At 45.5% G+C, this 16809-nt stretch carries 15 protein-coding genes and 4 pseudogenes; 13 read left to right on the top strand and 6 right to left on the bottom strand.

The features are described from left to right. Nucleotides 1-425: 425 nt before the first annotated feature. The 3 genes and pseudogenes from L9W92_RS04890 to L9W92_RS04880 all read right to left on the bottom strand — a co-directional run bounded on the left by L9W92_RS04890 (nt 426) and on the right by L9W92_RS04880 (nt 1905). The gene (locus L9W92_RS04890; protein WP_240082629.1) at nt 426-1118 is read right to left on the bottom strand and encodes a LexA family transcriptional regulator; all 693 of its coding nucleotides are present in this window, start codon (nt 1116-1118) and stop codon (nt 426-428) included. Between the two features lie 145 nt (nt 1119-1263). Continuing rightward, nucleotides 1264-1704, bottom strand: a pseudogene (locus L9W92_RS04885) (MetQ/NlpA family ABC transporter substrate-binding protein); the annotation flags it as partial. Between the two features lie 12 nt (nt 1705-1716). Further along, nucleotides 1717-1905 (bottom strand): ATP-binding cassette domain-containing protein, encoded by a 189-nt coding sequence (locus L9W92_RS04880; RefSeq protein ID WP_312038062.1) that lies wholly within the window; start codon nt 1903-1905, stop codon nt 1717-1719. Nucleotides 1906-2043: 138 nt separating this feature from the next. On the opposite strand from L9W92_RS04880, the pseudogene L9W92_RS18815 reads away from it, so the two are divergent. From L9W92_RS18815 to L9W92_RS04840, 10 genes and pseudogenes are all read left to right on the top strand, one after another. Continuing rightward, nucleotides 2044-2142, top strand: a pseudogene (locus L9W92_RS18815) (helix-turn-helix domain-containing protein); the annotation flags it as partial. Continuing rightward, on the top strand, nt 2131-2907 hold the full coding sequence (locus L9W92_RS04875) for a LysR substrate-binding domain-containing protein (RefSeq protein WP_312038063.1): 777 nt from the start codon (nt 2131-2133) through the stop codon (nt 2905-2907). The pseudogene L9W92_RS18815 and the gene L9W92_RS04875, both read left to right, overlap by 12 nt. Nucleotides 2908-3104: 197 nt before the next feature. Beyond that, nucleotides 3105-3235, top strand: a pseudogene (locus L9W92_RS18810) (hydrogenase iron-sulfur subunit); the annotation flags it as partial. A 155-nt stretch (nt 3236-3390) separates the two neighbouring features. Then, nucleotides 3391-4008, top strand: a complete 618-nt coding sequence (locus L9W92_RS04870) for a hydrogenase iron-sulfur subunit (RefSeq protein WP_512699408.1) — start codon at nt 3391-3393, stop codon at nt 4006-4008. Between the two features lie 617 nt (nt 4009-4625). Beyond that, nucleotides 4626-4817 (top strand): annotated as a pseudogene (locus L9W92_RS04865) (hydrogenase iron-sulfur subunit); the annotation flags it as partial. A gap of 175 nt (nt 4818-4992) precedes the next feature. Then, the gene (locus L9W92_RS04860) at nt 4993-8109 is read left to right on the top strand and encodes an FAD-dependent oxidoreductase (RefSeq protein ID WP_240082625.1); all 3117 of its coding nucleotides are present in this window, start codon (nt 4993-4995) and stop codon (nt 8107-8109) included. A gap of 47 nt (nt 8110-8156) precedes the next feature. Continuing rightward, nucleotides 8157-9005, top strand: a complete 849-nt coding sequence (locus L9W92_RS04855; protein WP_240082624.1) for a hydrogenase iron-sulfur subunit — start codon at nt 8157-8159, stop codon at nt 9003-9005. A 19-nt stretch (nt 9006-9024) separates the two neighbouring features. Next, nucleotides 9025-10299: a double-cubane-cluster-containing anaerobic reductase gene (locus L9W92_RS04850; protein WP_240082623.1), complete on the top strand. Its 1275-nt coding sequence runs from the start codon at nt 9025-9027 to the stop codon at nt 10297-10299. Between the two features lie 219 nt (nt 10300-10518). Then, nucleotides 10519-10980: a hypothetical protein gene (locus tag L9W92_RS04845; protein ID WP_240082622.1), complete on the top strand. Its 462-nt coding sequence runs from the start codon at nt 10519-10521 to the stop codon at nt 10978-10980. A gap of 4 nt (nt 10981-10984) precedes the next feature. After that, complete coding sequence (locus L9W92_RS04840; protein ID WP_240082621.1) at nt 10985-11932, top strand: 3'-5' exoribonuclease YhaM family protein; 948 nt, start codon at nt 10985-10987, stop codon at nt 11930-11932. A 29-nt stretch (nt 11933-11961) separates the two neighbouring features. Here the strand turns inward: L9W92_RS04840 and L9W92_RS04835 are convergent, their stop codons facing one another. The 3 genes from L9W92_RS04835 to L9W92_RS04825 form a co-directional block, all read right to left on the bottom strand. Continuing rightward, entirely contained in the window at nt 11962-13077 is a 1116-nt protein-coding gene (locus L9W92_RS04835; protein WP_240082620.1) for an AAA family ATPase, read from the bottom strand. Nucleotides 13078-13273: 196 nt separating this feature from the next. Then, nucleotides 13274-14467, bottom strand: coding sequence for a S53 family peptidase (locus L9W92_RS04830; protein ID WP_240082619.1), 1194 nt, complete (start codon nt 14465-14467; stop codon nt 13274-13276). 266 nt (nt 14468-14733) lie between these two features. After that, nucleotides 14734-15132, bottom strand: a complete 399-nt coding sequence (locus tag L9W92_RS04825; RefSeq protein WP_240082618.1) for a pyridoxamine 5'-phosphate oxidase family protein — start codon at nt 15130-15132, stop codon at nt 14734-14736. A 124-nt stretch (nt 15133-15256) separates the two neighbouring features. On the opposite strand from L9W92_RS04825, the gene L9W92_RS04820 reads away from it, so the two are divergent. The 3 genes from L9W92_RS04820 to L9W92_RS04810 all read left to right on the top strand — a co-directional run bounded on the left by L9W92_RS04820 (nt 15257) and on the right by L9W92_RS04810 (nt 16638). Beyond that, nucleotides 15257-15607: a winged helix-turn-helix transcriptional regulator gene (locus L9W92_RS04820; RefSeq protein WP_240082683.1), complete on the top strand. Its 351-nt coding sequence runs from the start codon at nt 15257-15259 to the stop codon at nt 15605-15607. 80 nt (nt 15608-15687) lie between these two features. Further along, a complete protein-coding gene (locus tag L9W92_RS04815; protein WP_240082617.1) occupies nt 15688-15957 on the top strand; it encodes an autorepressor SdpR family transcription factor in 270 nt (89 codons plus the stop codon). Between the two features lie 6 nt (nt 15958-15963). After that, complete coding sequence (locus L9W92_RS04810; protein WP_240082616.1) at nt 15964-16638, top strand: SdpI family protein; 675 nt, start codon at nt 15964-15966, stop codon at nt 16636-16638. Nucleotides 16639-16809 lie beyond the last annotated feature (171 nt).

The raw sequence follows: 16809 nt of genomic DNA, 5'->3' as shown, positions 1-16809 counted from the left end.
GCCTTGTTTTATTTGTCCAGGGAATTCGGGAATTACAGGGACAGGTATCTCGATTTACTTTATTGCTGAATCAAGGAACCTGTCCCCTTGTTCCCGTGCTGTTTTACCTGTTTTTCCTGAGGGATAAGATTTTTTTAACTGATTCCCACAGCTTTTTAACCGTATTCATTAATTTCACCTCCTTACATGTTGCAGGACTTTTTTTAACATTGCATCACTTTACCGGCAACCTTTCTTCGCTACGTACCTGTCCTGACGCTCTTCCTGAATGTCGTCGGCAATGACACCCAGCGTTCCGCCTTTTGAGCCAGGGAGCCGGCGGCAAGGCCGTTCAGGATAGCTTCGGCGAGAATGTGCCAATAATCTTTGAATATTACCCAAATAATAAAAAAAGCCCAAAAGACCAAATAACTGCTTAAAAAAAATTATGTTGTTCTTTCTAAAGCATCAATCAAAAATTTTACCAGCAACTTATTCTCTTGGGCGCTGAATTCCGAAATATATTTTTGGAACTGACCGACTTCTTCAGCCAGCCTGCCATTTATAACGTTATGCATATTTTTGAACGTTGCTCCCAGCGCCGTGCCCGCGAATAAACTCAGGAGCAAATCAGGTTTCGGAGCCAATTGGAGTAGATTTCTCATTATCTTTACTGACTTGGCGCCCAGATTCTGAATGTGGATAATTAACACGGCTATTGTATACGCGCTGATTATTATCGGCGCCTTAATGGCCGGCATCTCTTTCAAAAGGTCGTCAATAATTTTTTTCGAACTGCGCCCTTTGGCATTTTCAAATATTCCGAGCAGTTTTTCTCTAGCAGCTTGCCATTCTTCCATGTGGTCGATTTCTTCCTTTTCTTTTAGAAATAATTCCTCCGCTTTTAGTGTCGGAAGAAAAAGGATGGCTGAGCGTCCCGGGTTTCTTTCTTCACGGCTTACGGCATACTCGCTATGCAAATAACCTTCTTTCTCCAGTTCCTTTAAAATGTCGTATGCCGTCCACTTGCTGACTCCCAGCGCTTCGGACACGGTGATATAATGTACGGGGGTGCCGGTATCTTTGTATATATTTTTAATCTTGTATAAAAACTCTCTTCTTCTTCGAGTCAAGGTCATTTATCTCACTCCAGTTAAGCAATTTCCCAAAAGACCAAAAAACTATAATTATAATAGCCCGTTTTTTAAAGCCTGTCAAGAGAGATTGAGTGGGATTAATTTGATAAGGGATGACTTTTTTCACTTGCTCATTAAAACAGGGGTACTATGCCGCCCTGGTTTTCTCATCCAGCGCTTTTTTTACGGTTTCAGTCCTGAAAGAGTCATAGAGCAGTTTTGTCAATTGGTCGCCGGTTTTGTCCCTGCTGACCACAAGGAGCATCGCGTATTCTCCCGTTTCTTGGGTGCCGTCCGTGGCGATGGCCGTCTTGGGATCTACCTTGGCCTGCACGGCTACACTCGAAGATGTAGCGCCGCAGTCAACATCCGCCAGGGTATTGATGATGCTCCACCCGTTCATTTCAATGATTTCCAGCTTTTTCGGATTTTCGGCGATATCCAGTTTTGTGGGTAGGGCTACGTCCGGGTTAAGTTTTATGAGTCCAATTTTTTCCAGTATTTTCAGCGCTCTCACCCGGTTGGAAGCATCATTGGGAACACTAATTTTCGCGCCGTCCTTCAATTCGCTTAAGTTCTTTATTTTAGTGAAATAAAGGCCTTAGAAAGTAGTGACCAGGCCATTTTCGTACTTGACAAGGTCCGTTCCCCGTTCTTTGTTGTGAGTTGATTTGCCAACTCCACTTCTACCAACTAGCCCGTGAATTTCGTGATCACTAACGGTTAGGTTGATGTTTTTTAAAACATCATTATTACCGAAGGATTTATATAAATTATTAATTTCTATCAAAAGTTACCCCTGCCTTCATCCAAATGCTGTCTCAGGTCTTTATTGTGATAATGAAGTTATCAAATTGTGTCTGGTAAATACATTGGATTATAACATTGGTCGAAAAACATGTTAAATTAAAAAGATGCCCGTCAGCTTAATCTGAGCCAGCCGGCAGTGAGTTTTCAAATCAAGGCGCTTGAGGATGCTCTTGAGGTAACCTTATTCAAGCGCGGGGATAAGAAAATGGTTTTAACCGATGCCGGACAACTGCTTTATTCTGAAGCTAAACAAATTTTCATGCATTACCAAAAAATCAAGGCCGGATTAGACGACTTGAAGGGGCTGAAAAAGGGACACGTGGTTGTAGGCGTCGGTACAATTCCGGGGGAATACCTTCTTCCGCTTTTAATCGGGGCGTTTAGAAAGAGTTACCCGGGGATTAGAATTACCCTTAAGGTGTCGGGAAGTGGACAGGTGGAGCGCTGGGTCCGGGGGCGGGAGGTCGATCTGGGTATTACCGGCGTGCCGGTGGACGGTGAAGGAATTGACTGCTTCCCCTGGTTGCCGGATCAACTGGTGTTAATAGTTTCGCCTGCACATCCGTGGTCGAATTCAGGCACTATAAAGATCTCCGATTTGAAGGGTGAGGCGATGATTTTTTGCGAACAGGGTTCGGGGACCCGTCGGACAGTTGAACAGATATTGACTGCACATAATGCTGCAGACGGAGAGACGCCGGCGGGGTTGGAGCTGGGAAGTGCCAGCGCTGTGATTACGGCAGTTAAAGCGGGACTGGGAGTAAGCATTGTATCCAGGTATGCCGCGCGGGAATCATTAAAATTGGGGCTGGTGAAGGAAGTGCAGGTGGCCGGCTTTGATTTACGGCGCAGTCTTTATCAAATCCGGAACACTCAAAGCAAGGGGGGGTTTGCTGCTGATGCCTTCTCAAGCTTTATCAACAACGGGGATAGCTTAACACAGCTCGCGCGGTTGCAAACCCATATTGATATTGTTAAATAAATATCATTTATTTAATCTTGGATAATAATAAAATAATTATATTAAGCCAATAAAGGATTCTTGTTTTTTATATTGAATTATCATCATAGTTAATAAACACGCCGGGGTTACTGAGGCCGGGAGGTGAGATAAGCATGAGTGCAAAACTTATGTGCGATTCAGGGATCTTAGGTTTCACGCGTAATTGTTGAGCATCCGGCGCTGATGATTTGGCTGGATTATCCAGAAAACAATATGCGGCACAAACAAAGCTTTACGTGTCATGTGCGCCGGTAGAGTCAGTTTGGCATATGTACTCAGAGCTTTCTCAAATGGAATAGACGGAGTGGGAGTGTGATAAGAATGGGTAAATATACACCCAAAATGTTAGGAATAATATGCAATTGGTGCTGTTACGGAGGCGCTGACCTGGCGGGGGTTTCTCGTTTTCAATACCCTCCATATATAAAGCTTATCAGAGTGATGTGCTCCGGCAGAGTGGGCATGGAACACATATTTCAGGCTTTCTCAAAGGGAGCGGACGGAGTGTTTATCGGCGGTTGTCATCTTAACGACTGCCATTATATTACTAATGGAAATTACGATGCCTATGGCATGATTCAGCTATGTAAAAAATTAATAGAGCACATAGGAATAAATCCTAATAGGTTAAGGATTGAATGGGTATCTGCCGGCGAAGGAATACGTTTTGCCAATATTATGAATGAGTTTAGCGTGGAGATAGAGAAGTTGGGGCCTCTCGGTAAAAGCGAAGGGATAGACGAAAATGCGTTAAAGTTCAAAATTAAAGCAGTTAATAACCTAGTCCCTTACATTAGGCTGGTGGAGAGGGAAAGACTGAGAGTACCTTTCAGAGCAGAGGAAGAGTATCAAAAATTTTTCACCAGTAACGAGTTCAACAGGTTGTTTGAAGAAGCAATTGTGGAGAAACTGTCAATAAGCCAGATTGTCTCGCTTTTGCGGGAAGGCCCCCATACAACCGGAGAGATCGCTAAGGTCCTGGGTCTGACCCCGTCTGAAGTGTCAAGACACCTCAATAGTTCGTCAAGGCAAAGATTCGTAAGGTACGATGAAGGCCTGAAGAGTTATGCTCTCGCGTAAGGTAAAAAAAAAGCAGACAGTGGATTAAGGGTAAATCAATCACCCGCCCGGACGAAGACGTGGAGAGCTGGTATTAATAATTAACCCAAATTTCGCAGAACGAAAGTTGTAATTGATAGCTCCTCCAATTTCTGCCCGGACAAGACAGATACTTGATAAACACTAAATCCCAAAATGATTCAGAAAGAGATCCCATATTACTATCAAAGTGGTATGGGATTTCTTTTAAAATCAACCCATTCCCTCATTTCCGGCAGTTCGTTGGCCACCACCCAAAGTCCCGATGCTAGAGCTTCCAACGTGATTTTTATCGGCAGTCATCAGGCACCTGTACGAGAAACTTCCCAACATCAATTCCAAGGAACAGTCTGAATAAATACTTTTTATCTCATCTTAAGTGATAATAAAAATAATCTATATAATCAATAAAGGTATTTTGTTTTTATCATTGAATTACTATCATAGTCATGGGATTGAGCAGCAATGCAAAATATTGAAGACGTCTAATCGCGGTCGCGGTTTCCATATCGGAACCCTATGTGTTTAAATCACATGATACAGCAGGAGTTCGATAATGAATAAAACCGGGATTACCGAGTAAGGAGGTGAGATAAGCAATGAGTGCAGAACTTAAGTTCGAACCAAGAGTCTTAGGTTTTACGCGTAATTGGTGAGCATACGGCACTGCTGATTTGGCTGGAGTTTCCAGACTACAATATCTGACCTACCCAAAGTTTATACGCATCATGTGCGCCGGCAGAGTCGACCTGGTATATGCACTCAAAGCTTTCTCAAAAGGAATAGAAGGGCGAATGCCATTGTGTTCCTGCCGTGGCCTCCGACTCTGTTTGCGGGGTAAATGATAAATGGGCGTAAGTGAGAGCACGCTATACGATAATGAGCTCTTAAGCCAAATTGAGGCGGTTCCAAATTTATGGAGTTGTTACCAAAATAGTTATTACTGCCTCAGGAGTGTGATAAAGAATGAGTACAGAACGTGTGGAAAGAATAGAAGAACAAAATATTATAGAACAAGTTGCTAGAAGTCTCGGAACCAAAAATTTCGGAGATGTGATGGTGGTCGGAGGAGGGATCAGCGGTATTCAAGCCGCGCTTGATCTGGGTACCGCCGGTTTTAAAGTATACCTGGTGGACACGGCGCCGACCATTGGCGGCCACATGGCCCAGCTTGACAAGACCTTTCCCACCAATGACTGCTCCATGTGCATAGAATCACCCAAGTTTGTTGAATGCAACAGGCATCCCAATATAGAGATCGTATCCTACACGGAAGTTCACAGTGTGGAAGGAGAAGCAGGAGACTTCAAAGTAACCCTGTTTAGAAAGCCCAGGTATATTAACGAGAGCAAATGCACGGGCTGCACCGTCTGTGTAGAGTACTGCCCGGTCAAGTACCCCGATCAATTCAACCAGGATATATCCAATAATAAAGCCATCCATATATACTTCGCGCAGGCAATTCCCCTTAAGCCCTATATAGATGAAAGCTGCCTTTACCTTAAAGAAGGGAAATGCCAGATATGCAAAGGAGTCTGTAAGAACGACGCCATAGATCTCAATCAAAAGGGCGAGATGGTAGAAGTAAAAGTAGGAGCGATAATCCTGGCTCCCGGCTACGTGCCGTTTGATCCCAAGCTGAGGGAAGACTACGGCTACGGAAAGTTTGAGAACGTGGTAACCAGTATGGACTATGAGCGGTTGTTATGCGCCACCGGGCCGTACGAAGGTGAGATCCTGCGCGCCACCGACAAGAAGCATCCCCATAACATAGCCTGGATTCACTGCGTCGGCTCCAGACAAGTTATCCCGGGCGGCAATAGTTATTGTTCAGCCGTATGCTGCACCTATACCCAGAAACAAGTGATATTGACCAAGGACCATGACGCAGATGCCCGGTGCACCATATTCCACAACGATATACGGTCCTACGGCAAAGATTTCGAGCGGTTCTACCAGAGAGCGGAGAACCTGCCCGGGATTCGCTTTATCAGAAGCTACGTGTCAATAGGAAAAGAGATCCCCGAAAGCAAGAACGTAACTATAAGGTATTCCACACCCGACGACGGAGTAAAAGAAGAAGAATTCGACATGGTGGTGCTGTCCGTCGGCTTGAACCCACCCCATGATTTCAAGAACTTCGCGGACAGGTTCGGCATCAAGCTCAATGCGCACGGATTCTGTGAAACCAATCCGTTTAACCCGATGGAGACCACCCGCCCCGGAATCTTTGTCAGCGGCGCCTTCCAGGGACCCATGGATATCCCCGAGTCGGTGGTGACCGCCAGCGGGGCCGGCTCCCAATGCGGCGAGCTCCTCAACTACCGGCGGGGGAACCTGGCCAGAGAAAGAGTGTATCCGCCAGAAAGAGACGTCTCGCAAGAAGAACCCCGGATCGGTGTCTACGTATGTCACTGCGGGGCCAACATCGGAAGGATAGTAGACGTTCCCGGCACAGTTGAATATGCCAAGACCCTGCCCAATGTAGTTCACGCTGAAGAAAACCTCTTCATCTGCTCCACAGAAGCCGCCGCGATGCTGGCAAAAGATATCCAGGAAAGAGAACTCAACCGCGTGATCGTCGCCGCCTGCACCCCCAGGACACATGAGCCCCTGTTCCGGGACACCCTGCGGGAAGCCGGCATCAATCAATATTACTACGACATGGCGAATATTAGAGAACACTGCTCCTGGGTGCACTCCAAAGAAAAAGAAGCGGCCACCCAAAAGTCAAAAGATATAATCCGGATGTCCGTAGCTCGGGCCATCCATTTAGAGCCCTTGCAGGAATTCGACCTGCCTGTCGACAAAAGAGCGGTAGTGGTCGGAGGAGGCGTGGCCGGCATGACCAGCGCCCTTTCCATAGCCAACCAGGGACATGAAGTGCACCTGGTGGAAAAAGAAAAAGAATTAGGCGGAATCGCGCGCAGAATACATTACACCCTGGAAGGGATGGACGTTCAAGCATACCTGCGGGATCTTATCCGCAAAGTGTACCAGCATCCCCTGGTACACGTATATACCGGCGCCACCATCCCCGAGGCAACCGGTTACGTGGGGAATTTCACGACCAAGGTGAAGTTTGACAGAAGGGTCATTGAGATAAAACATGGAGCAACTATCATCGCCACCGGCGCTGAAGTATACAAACCCACCGAGTATCTTTATGGCGAAGATGACAGAGTAATGACCCACCTCGAGTTGGAAGAAAGAATCACCAAAGGAGACGAAAAAGTAATTAACGCCGGGAGCATAGCAATGATCCAATGCGTAGGCTGCAGACAAGAAGACAGAAATTACTGCAGCCGGATATGCTGCAGCGAGTCCATCAAGAACGCCCTGAAACTAAAAGAGATAAACCCCGAAATGGACATCTACATTTTCTTCCGGGATGTCCGAAGCTATGGATTCAAAGAAGATTATTACCGGGAAGCGGCAAGTAAAGACGTCAGGTTCATCCGCTACGAGCCCGATAATAAACCACAAGTAGAAGCTGTTCAAGAAGATGGCCGCAGTTTCTTGCGGATTACCGCGACCGATCCCGTTTTAGGCAAAAAGCTTGAAATAGACGCCGACGCGCTTGCTTTAGCCGCCGCCGTTATTCCCGCCGCGGACAGAAAAGAAATATCCGGATTATTTAAAGTATCCTTGGGTCCGGATGAATTCTTCCAAGAAGCCCACGTCAAATTAAGACCCGTTGACTTTGGCGCGGAAGGCGTTTACCTGTGCGGAATAGCCCACTATCCCAAGCTTATATCCGAAACAGTCAGCCAGGCATATGGAGCCGCCGGCCGGGCCCTGACCCTGCTTGCGAACGATACCGTGGTGGCCTCGGGCTCCGTTTGCGCGGTAAACGAGCGCATGTGCATGGGCTGCGGGGCGTGCGTCACGGCGTGCACCTACGGCGCCATAGAACTTCGTGACACAAAACAAGGCAAAAAAGCAGGAGTTATTCCCGTTCTCTGTAAAGGAGACGGCCTATGCAACACAAAGTGTCCGACAGGAGCGATTCAGCTGAAACACTATACCGATGAAGAGCTATTAAATCAGATTGACGCGCGTTTTAAAGAATCATTTGTGTAATGAACAAGGCCAAGGCCGGGATTAATAACAAAGGAGTTTAGATAAAAATGAGTGCTGAAGCTAAATTTACACCAAAGATGATCGGCATCATATGCAATTGGTGCTGCTACGGAGGCGCGGATCTTTGCGGGGTTTCCCGTTTTCAGTATCCCCCCTATATAAGGTTGATCAGAGTGATGTGCTCAGCCAGAGTCGATATGAAACACATATTCCGGGCTTTCCTAAATGGAGCGGACGCGATGTTTGTGGGCGGCTGCCATCTTGACGACTGCCATTACATTACCCATGGGAACTACGAAGCGATCAGCATGGTTCAGCTATGCAGAAAATTACTGGAGCACATCGGCATAAACCCCAAAAGGTTGAGGATAGAATGGGTGTCCGCCGGTGAAGGAATCCGTTTCGCCAACATTATGAACGAGTTCGGCGCGGAAATAGAGAAGATGGGCCCTTTGGGCAAAGCCGAAGGCATTAGTGAAGCTGAATTGAAGTCCGGACTAGAAGAAGTGACCAGGCTAATCCCCTATATTAAGCTGGCGAAGAGGGATAAGCTGGCGTTGCATATACGTGACAATCATGAAGCGTACAACGATCTTTACACCAGTGACGAGATAGACGAGCTGCTGCGCGAAGTACCCTCGTACTATATCGACCCGGAAAAATGCCAGGCCTGCATGACGTGCGCCAGGAGATGCCCCGTGGAGGCGATCATCAGCGCCAAGGGCCAGGTCCACGTGATCGAGCAGGAGAAATGCGTAAAATGCGGGACTTGCTTTGAAGCTTGCCCGCCTCGCTTCAGCGCGATCCGGAAAATCGTCGGCGAGCCCGTTCCGCCGCCTCTTCCCGAGGGAGAGAGAACTGTAGTCAGAAAGAGCAAAGAAAAAGAAGTTGGTTAATGTGGGGAGATGATGTATTATGGCAACTGATTACCGTCCGATGTGGGAATCCATCGGAATTGACTTGGAGGCTCACGACCAGATTTTGCAAGTCTTGCCGCCCACATACGGGGAGGTATATCTGCAGCAGGAAAACCGTCCGGCCGGCATGGAATATTTTGATTTTGTCGTTAACGAGATACATGGGCTGCGCATACAGGAACTGCAGGAGCACAAAGCCAATGGCGGCAAGGTAATCGGTACTTTCTGCGTTTTTGTTCCGGAGGAAATTATCCGCGCTGCCGGAGGCATTTGCATCGGCCTGTGCTCGGGGATTGAAATAGGGGTCACTCAAGCTGAAACTGTTCTGCCCAGAAATATCTGTCCCCTGATCAAGTCCTTTATGGGATTTAAATTAGCCAAAGTCTGTCCATATTTCGAATCCTGCGACATGGTGGTGGGTGAAACCACATGTGACGGTAAAAAGAAAGCTTTTGAAATCTTGAATGATTACGTTCCCGTCCATGTGCTGGAGACGCCGCAGATGAGGCGGGAAAAGGACAAGTCCCTGTGGAAGAGCGAACTTCAGGATTTCATGGCCAGGGTGGAAGAAATCACCGGCGTGAAAATTAACGCGGAATCCCTGAGCCGCTCGATTAAAGAGGTGAACGGCAAACGCAAGGTTCTTTTGCGGCTTGCCGAACTGCGCAAGAACAACCCCTCTCCGATCAGCGGCAAGGATTGCCTTTTAATTGAACAAATAGCCATGTACGACGATGTTGACCGATTTACCAAAATGGTTAATCAACTATGTGACGAGCTTGAAACAAGAGTTAAAGAAGGCAAGGGCGTCCAGGAACCGGGCGCTCCGCGAATCATCGTTACCGGTACGCCGATGGCCATACCGAACTGGAAAATGCCTCATATCATTGAAGGCAGCGGGGCGGTCATCGTGGCCGAGGAACTATGTACAGGCCTTCGCTATTTCGAAAACACTGTGATGGAGGACGGCGCGGACATGGAACAGATGGTCGGCGCCATAGGGGAGAGATATCTCGGCATAAACTGCGCCTGCTTCACTCCTAATCAAGGCAGGATGGAGAAACTGGTCAGTCTTGCGAAAGAATACAAAGCCGATGGGATTATTCACTGCTCCCTGGCCTTTTGCGACCCTTACATGATCGAGGCCAATCGTGTGGAGAAGGTGTTGAAAGAACAAGGCATCCCCTTGTTGAAAGTTGAAACTGACTACGGCCAGGAAGATTCGGGACAGCTGAAAACAAGGGTTGAAGCATTTTTAGAGATGATCAGGTAGGAAATTGCCACTCAGCGATGCCGGGTTATATAAAATTTAACCCGGCATTATTTTATCAATTACCATTTAAGAAGGAACCTTGATAAAATTGTAGAAATATAACAAAATGATAATGGCATGCTAATTGACCGGCGTATAACGTCGGTCAATATTTGTATTTATATAAATCGACATAATATGACAATTTATTTAATGCAATAAACTTTCCTGGAGGGGCCAATGTTTACACAAGCACCGAAATCGGCCAATAATCATGATCTTTCTGAAAAACACGACAGCAAGAAAAAGGCTGAGCACAATTCGCAAGGGCATTTATCCGCTGGCTTTTTACTTACTCAAGAAAAAATAATGCAACTTCAAAAGACGATCGGTAATAGCGCTGTAATGCAGCTGTTAAAATCTCATTTGCGGCAACAGCCTGTCGGTTTGCCGGTTCAGAGAATGGAATCAGAAGAAAATGAAGACGACATGAAACCGGATGATGGATTGCCGATACAAGGAATGTTTACTCTGCAAGGAAAAGAGTATTACGAAGAAAAAGATATTAAAAAAAACTCAAGTCTTATGAAATTTTTGAGTAATAATCACCTTTTGGAAGCTGCTGTTAAGTTAGCGATAGATGAAACTGAATCTCCGGAATTTAAAACGTTACCCCAGCTAAAAATATATTTGAGGATGTGAGGCATTGGAATATAAGACAATCAGTCAGTTAAGGTTAGGCGATGTGGCTTATGGATTTTATTTTATAAAAGCGATAGAGTGTAAAACAGCAAGCAACAATAAAAAATATTTTGATTTGATACTATCCGATAAAACCGGTACGATCAATGCAAAAATATGGGATGTATCCGAAGGTGATGAACATAGATATTATGCTGGAGTAGTGGTAAAGGTTAAAGGAATAATAACTGAATGGCAAAATCAACTTCAATGCAGAATCGAAAAAATAAGGTTAACCGCAGGCACGGATGGAATCAATATTGAAGATTTTATTCCAATGGCTCCCTGTCAACCGGATCTTATGTATGAAGAAATATTAAAATATGTATCTAGAATTAAGAACCGTGATGTGCTTGAAATTGTTAGCAGGATTTTAAACGACAGTAAAGATAAGTTAATGTTTTACCCCGCGGCTAAGAAGAATCATCATTCTATCAGGTCTGGTCTGCTCTATCATATTATGACTATGCTCAAGAGCGGTGAGAAACTGAGTGAAATTTACACATTTATTAATACCGACTTGCTGTATGCCGGCATTATTTTACATGACATAGCTAAGCTTGATGAAATGGATGCCAATGAACTTGGCATTGTAACAGATTACACTATTGAGGGAAACCTGTTGGGTCATATTGTTCAAGGAATCAAAAAGATAGCTTTTGCGGCAGAGGAAATCGGAGCGGATGAGGAAATTTCATTATTGTTACAACACATGATCCTGTCACATCATTACGAACCTGAATATGGTAGCCCAACCAGACCCCAAATACCTGAGGCAGAATTATTGCATTATATTGATATAATTGATACCAGGATGTTTGATATCGAAAAGGCCCTTGAAAATATTGGCAAGGGTGATTTTTCTCAAAGAATTTGGGTGTTGGATAATAGAAGATTATATAAAGCAAAATAATGGAAATAGCAGGCAGCCCCAGAGCGGATCTAATAATTCCTTTGAATATAATCATTCAGCATCGGTTCAACAAACTTGTACTTGCCCCGGCCTTCTTTTTCAATTACCGCGCTCATGATGAGTTGATCAATAGCACGCTTAATATCATTTGGGTTGTTCTTATCCTTATAAATTACTTCTCCCACGGCAAGGCGGCGAAGGACTTCCCGGACAAAAGGCTTTTTACCCACCTCGCCTAATATTTCATCAAAGACAGGTGTAAGAGAAACTATGGCTCGCTCATAAGCGATTCTTACTATCTTGCCGGATAATCTCTTTTCCCCGGTTTCCAGCAACGTATAATATGCCTCCGTACTAATAAGCATCGTATCCTGTGGATGTCCCCCGGCCAGCCGAACGATCTCTTTTGGGACATAATCGCTGCTTGCCTCAATACCTTTTTCATTAAACTTGCGGGTAATATAACCAATCCACGCCTCTTCCGGTATCTGCGGGATGGGGAGAACCGTGGCAAAACGATAGAAAGCGTGTTTCTTCCCTGCAAAAAGGGATTGCATCATGCCTTCTTTCGAGCCAAGAAAAAGATATGCCACATTTTTTTGATGCTGAAAATGAGAACGCATAACCTTGTATATGTCGATTCCACCGATTTGACCGGCATCCTGGAACTCGTCAAAGACTATTACCATACGCTTATGGTCCTTTTCAGCGAGAACATCGGGCAGATTTAAAGCGTATTCCAAAAGTGCCTCATCATCTATTTCCTTCTTTGGAAAACCGATATTTAGCTCCAGATCCTCCACCTTGACCGCAATCTTAGCGGCGCCGGCCAGCAGCTTCGCCCGGTCCCATACGGCGTTTAACGTTTTTCTTATGCCGGTTCTGTTTTCGAGACAACTATTGACGATGGATTCAGCGATGTTTCTCTTGCTTGATGTGCGGAAGAAGTCGACCGAAGCCGCGTAAAACCCCTTTTTCTGCAACCGGCGCGACACTTCGTTGGCAATAGAGGTTTTTCCAATCCTGCGCGGTCCCGCGAGCATCACACTCTGGCCTTCGGTCAATCTGGTTTCAAGGGATATAATAAAATCTTCCCTGCCGACAATGTCACTTTCCGGTACCGGACCACCGAGTGGGAATAACACTAAGATCACCTCTATCAATATTACAATTTCAGTAATATTATATCACATAATCAGTAATATTAAACAATTGCTTATCATATATAAAAATGGAGGCTGACACTGATGATGAGGGGGTGATTGCCACCCCCTCATCATCAGTTAAATTATTAAGTTTTAAAATGGAAGCAAAAAGAACGTCCTCGGCTTGTTACGGCTGTTACTTATCCACATCAGCATCTACATCATCAATATTATAAACACCAACATTCTTATGGCTCCTTAATTTATTAATTAGCTTGTTTACCTTCGGGCTTCCAAGACCTGTAACAAAATCGTAACCAGGTCCGGCGCTGTAACTATCATTTCCGCCGCTTGTAATATCTCGATAATTCTTTGAATAGTTGACTCCGGAGCCCAACTGGTAAAGCGCGTCATGCCCATCGGTTAAAGGCCTTGAAAGCTTTTGGTCGGCAAGGGCGATGATGGCTGCCCACGCAGGTGCTCCAAAACTGGTGCCGCCCACTTCAAACCAACCTACACTTCCCTGGATGGGGGTACTAAGATATACGGCAACACCCGTTTCGGGATCAGCGTTAAAGGATACGTCAGGAACACCCCGTCCATCAGCTGAAATGCCATACTTGTCTTGATAGTCCGGTAACGGCTCATATACACTAATCCCGCCGCCCGACCATGTCCATGCTGTCTCAGGTCCTGTCAAGTTACCCCTGGAATCCAACGGGAGGGTTGTCCCACCCACGCTGATAACGTTAGGTGATAACGCGGGCCATAAAATAGTGGAGCCTGAATCCCCTGACGCAGCGATAAATACCGTGCCGCGATGCTTAAAGTGATCTTCCAGAGAAGTCTCCTCGGGAAATTCTTCACCGCCCCAACTCATGGAAACCACCTGAGCGCCTTTATATACAGCGTAATCGACAGCTTCGATAAGATCTTCCGCTGAATCGGATTTAGCTACTACAAGCATAATTTTTGCTTTAGGAGCCAGGGCGTGGGCCCATTGAACATCAAGGGAGGTCTCACCGGCCCACAATGGGTTGATTTCAGAAGGGGGACCCTGAGGATATACAATTTCCAGGTGGGCAGGCGGTAATTTAAATTCTTTTTCAAAGACTTTGAGATCATTCTTGATGGTTGGACTTCCGAATGCCTCAATAATAGCGATTGTTTGTTTTGCTCCCGTATACGGCAAGTTGTTTATTCCATATGCTTTTTTAATTTGGTAAGGATTATATCCCGGTATATTATTGTCGGTTATATTTTTAGCCTTATCTTTTTGAATACGGATCGTGGGGTGTATTTTGGTTTCCTGCGACGCCCACCCGGCTGTGGTGATGCTTAAGCACAAACTTGCGACAATCACCAGTAAACACATTTTTAAAATTTTCATTTGCCATTCCTCCAAATAAATATTGTAATGCGAAAATAAACCAAATCGAGTAATATGGCTATATTGGTTTAAATTTCTACATATTACTATATCATGCTATACGTGAATAATTTGTCGTATTGTGGGGGCAGCAAATATTTCTTATCAAACGCAGGCCATTTTCTGTGACGAAGGTGGAAATCAACTTGAAGATGAATAAACGCCGAAAACAACAGATTCTCTGTCATTTCCGGCGTATAAGCATTCTATAGCGGATTCCGCGGTCTCTACAGCTTGATCGTTCTGGACGCGCCTTTCATATTGCAAAATGTCGCTTCCGCGTTTTCGATATAGAATATTTCAAAAATAGAATCGTCAACGCTGTACATTTTGCCGAGCATAGGCATAGCTTCCAGCGCGGCTTGCTTGGATTGCTTGGTGGTGTTGAATACAGCCTTGCCGTTTAAGCGCAGCCACTCGCCATCTTTCGCCGTTTTAGAGATTTCAAAATTAGGGTTGGCTTTGAGTTGCTTGTATACTTTTTTCTGGTTGCTGGTGCAAAAACACAGCTTTCCTTCATGGATCATGGCGAATCCGAAGGGGCGCACCTTGGGCATATCGCCGTCAATTGTGGCAATATAAAACACGGAGGGGTCATCAGTCAGGAATTTAAGAACTTCATCCATAAATATTTACTCCTTTACTTTAGTTTTTTGTTTATGATAGTATCTTATGAGAAAGAAATAAAAAATCAAGTATGCAGTTATTTCTGTCTTGGTCAGGATATTATGATTATTGGAAAAACAAACCATGAACAATGAACAGGTAATTTTTGAAAATGTCAGCGTCTGCCCCGTCGCATATGCCCTGAACATTATCGGAGGAAAGTGGCAGCTTCCAATCATATGGGCCCTCAACCAAAACGCGGTGTTGCGTTATAATGAGCTAAAGAGAAAAGTTCCCGGCATAACCAATACGATGCTCTCCCAATCCTTAAAAGAACTGGAAGAAAATGGTTTAATTCATCGTGTCCAATACATAGAAATACCTCCCCGCGTGGAATACTCCCTAACCGAAGCCGGGATGAGCCTGCTGCCGGCGCTTGATGAACTTGCCAGATGGGGTGCTGAACAGATGGAGCGTCGTGCCAAACTAAAATAGGGGCTTGCGGAGCGCTATATAAAAAATATATAATATATTTAGATATTTATCTAAATATCGAACTAAAGGAGGAGGGGGATTTGGTTAGCGCTACATTCAAGGCTCTGGCCGATCCGACGCGCAGGAAGATTCTCAGGCTGTTGCGGGAACGGGATATGACGGCCGGGGAAATCGCGGAGCAATTCAATATTACCAAGCCGAGCATCTCCCATCATTTGAATATTTTAAAACAGTCCCGGCTGGTGCTGGACGAACGCCAGGGGCAATATATTTACTATTCGTTGAATATGACCGTGTTTCAAGAGATAATGGGCTGGTTTTCCGAGATCTTGGAACGGAAGGAAAGGTGAGCTTGCGTGAAAACTGAGAATAAAAAAGGCAATTGGCATGTTTTCATAAGAGGAGAATGGCCGCTGCTGTTAATTGTCACCGGGGCATTAATAGCGGGCTTTATCATTTATCCGCATCTGCCGGAGCAGGTGGCCAGCCACTGGAACCTGGCGGGTGAGGTGGATAGATATTCTTCCCGGTTTTGGGGAGCTTTTGGAATACCAGCAATGACCGCCGCCATATATATTTTGATGTTGTTTCTGCCCCTAATCGACCCCAAAAAACAGAACTGCCAGAAATTTGCCGGCGCATACAGGCTGTTAAGGGCTGTTATGGTTATTTTCATGACTGGCTTATATGCTGTCATTGTGGCAAATGCGCAGGGATACCAGGTACCTGTGGATCGAGTGGTTATAACAAGTATTGCCGTGCTGTTTATCGTAATGGGCAATTTTATGGGACAGATCAGGCAAAATTACTTTGTGGGTATTAAAACCCCGTGGACGCTGGCCAATGAAGCGGTCTGGCAGAAGACGCACCGGCTGGCCGCCCGGCTTTGGGTGGCCGCCGGTCTGGCTGGACTGGCGGCGGCGCTGGCCGGCGGCGCGGCGGGAGCCGTGATTATGGGTGTCTCTCTTGGCCTGGCGGTGATTATTCCCGTGGCCTTTTCCTACCTGGAATTCCGCCGGCGGCAACAGTGAATGCCGGCGATACTCATACCGCGGCCAATGCACAATGGAAGCAGGCAACCCGTGTATTTTTTATGATAAAAATATATCCTGCCTGCTTATGAAGGATTATAACGTAAGATATCGAAATATAAAAATAACATGAGCACCCGCAAGCATTTAACAAATAATGTTATTTATGGA

It is taken from the genome of Pelotomaculum terephthalicicum JT (assembly GCF_022410535.1).
In the GTDB taxonomy this organism is placed as follows: Bacteria; Bacillota; Desulfotomaculia; order Desulfotomaculales; family Pelotomaculaceae; genus Pelotomaculum_D; species Pelotomaculum_D terephthalicicum.
This window is presented reverse-complemented; position numbering and strand designations above follow the sequence as displayed.

Coding starts and splice junctions, on each gene's coding strand:
- L9W92_RS04890 (WP_240082629.1), bottom strand. CDS start 1,118: ATGACCTTGACTCGAAGAAGAAGAGAGTTTTTATACAAGATTAAAAAT.
- L9W92_RS04875 (WP_312038063.1), top strand. CDS start 2,131: ATGGTTTTAACCGATGCCGGACAACTGCTTTATTCTGAAGCTAAACAA.
- L9W92_RS04870 (WP_512699408.1), top strand. CDS start 3,391: ATGGAACACATATTTCAGGCTTTCTCAAAGGGAGCGGACGGAGTGTTT.
- L9W92_RS04860 (WP_240082625.1), top strand. CDS start 4,993: ATGAGTACAGAACGTGTGGAAAGAATAGAAGAACAAAATATTATAGAA.
- L9W92_RS04855 (WP_240082624.1), top strand. CDS start 8,157: ATGAGTGCTGAAGCTAAATTTACACCAAAGATGATCGGCATCATATGC.
- L9W92_RS04850 (WP_240082623.1), top strand. CDS start 9,025: ATGGCAACTGATTACCGTCCGATGTGGGAATCCATCGGAATTGACTTG.
- L9W92_RS04845 (WP_240082622.1), top strand. CDS start 10,519: ATGTTTACACAAGCACCGAAATCGGCCAATAATCATGATCTTTCTGAA.
- L9W92_RS04830 (WP_240082619.1), bottom strand. CDS start 14,467: ATGAAAATTTTAAAAATGTGTTTACTGGTGATTGTCGCAAGTTTGTGC.
- L9W92_RS04825 (WP_240082618.1), bottom strand. CDS start 15,132: ATGGATGAAGTTCTTAAATTCCTGACTGATGACCCCTCCGTGTTTTAT.
- L9W92_RS04820 (WP_240082683.1), top strand. CDS start 15,257: ATGAACAATGAACAGGTAATTTTTGAAAATGTCAGCGTCTGCCCCGTC.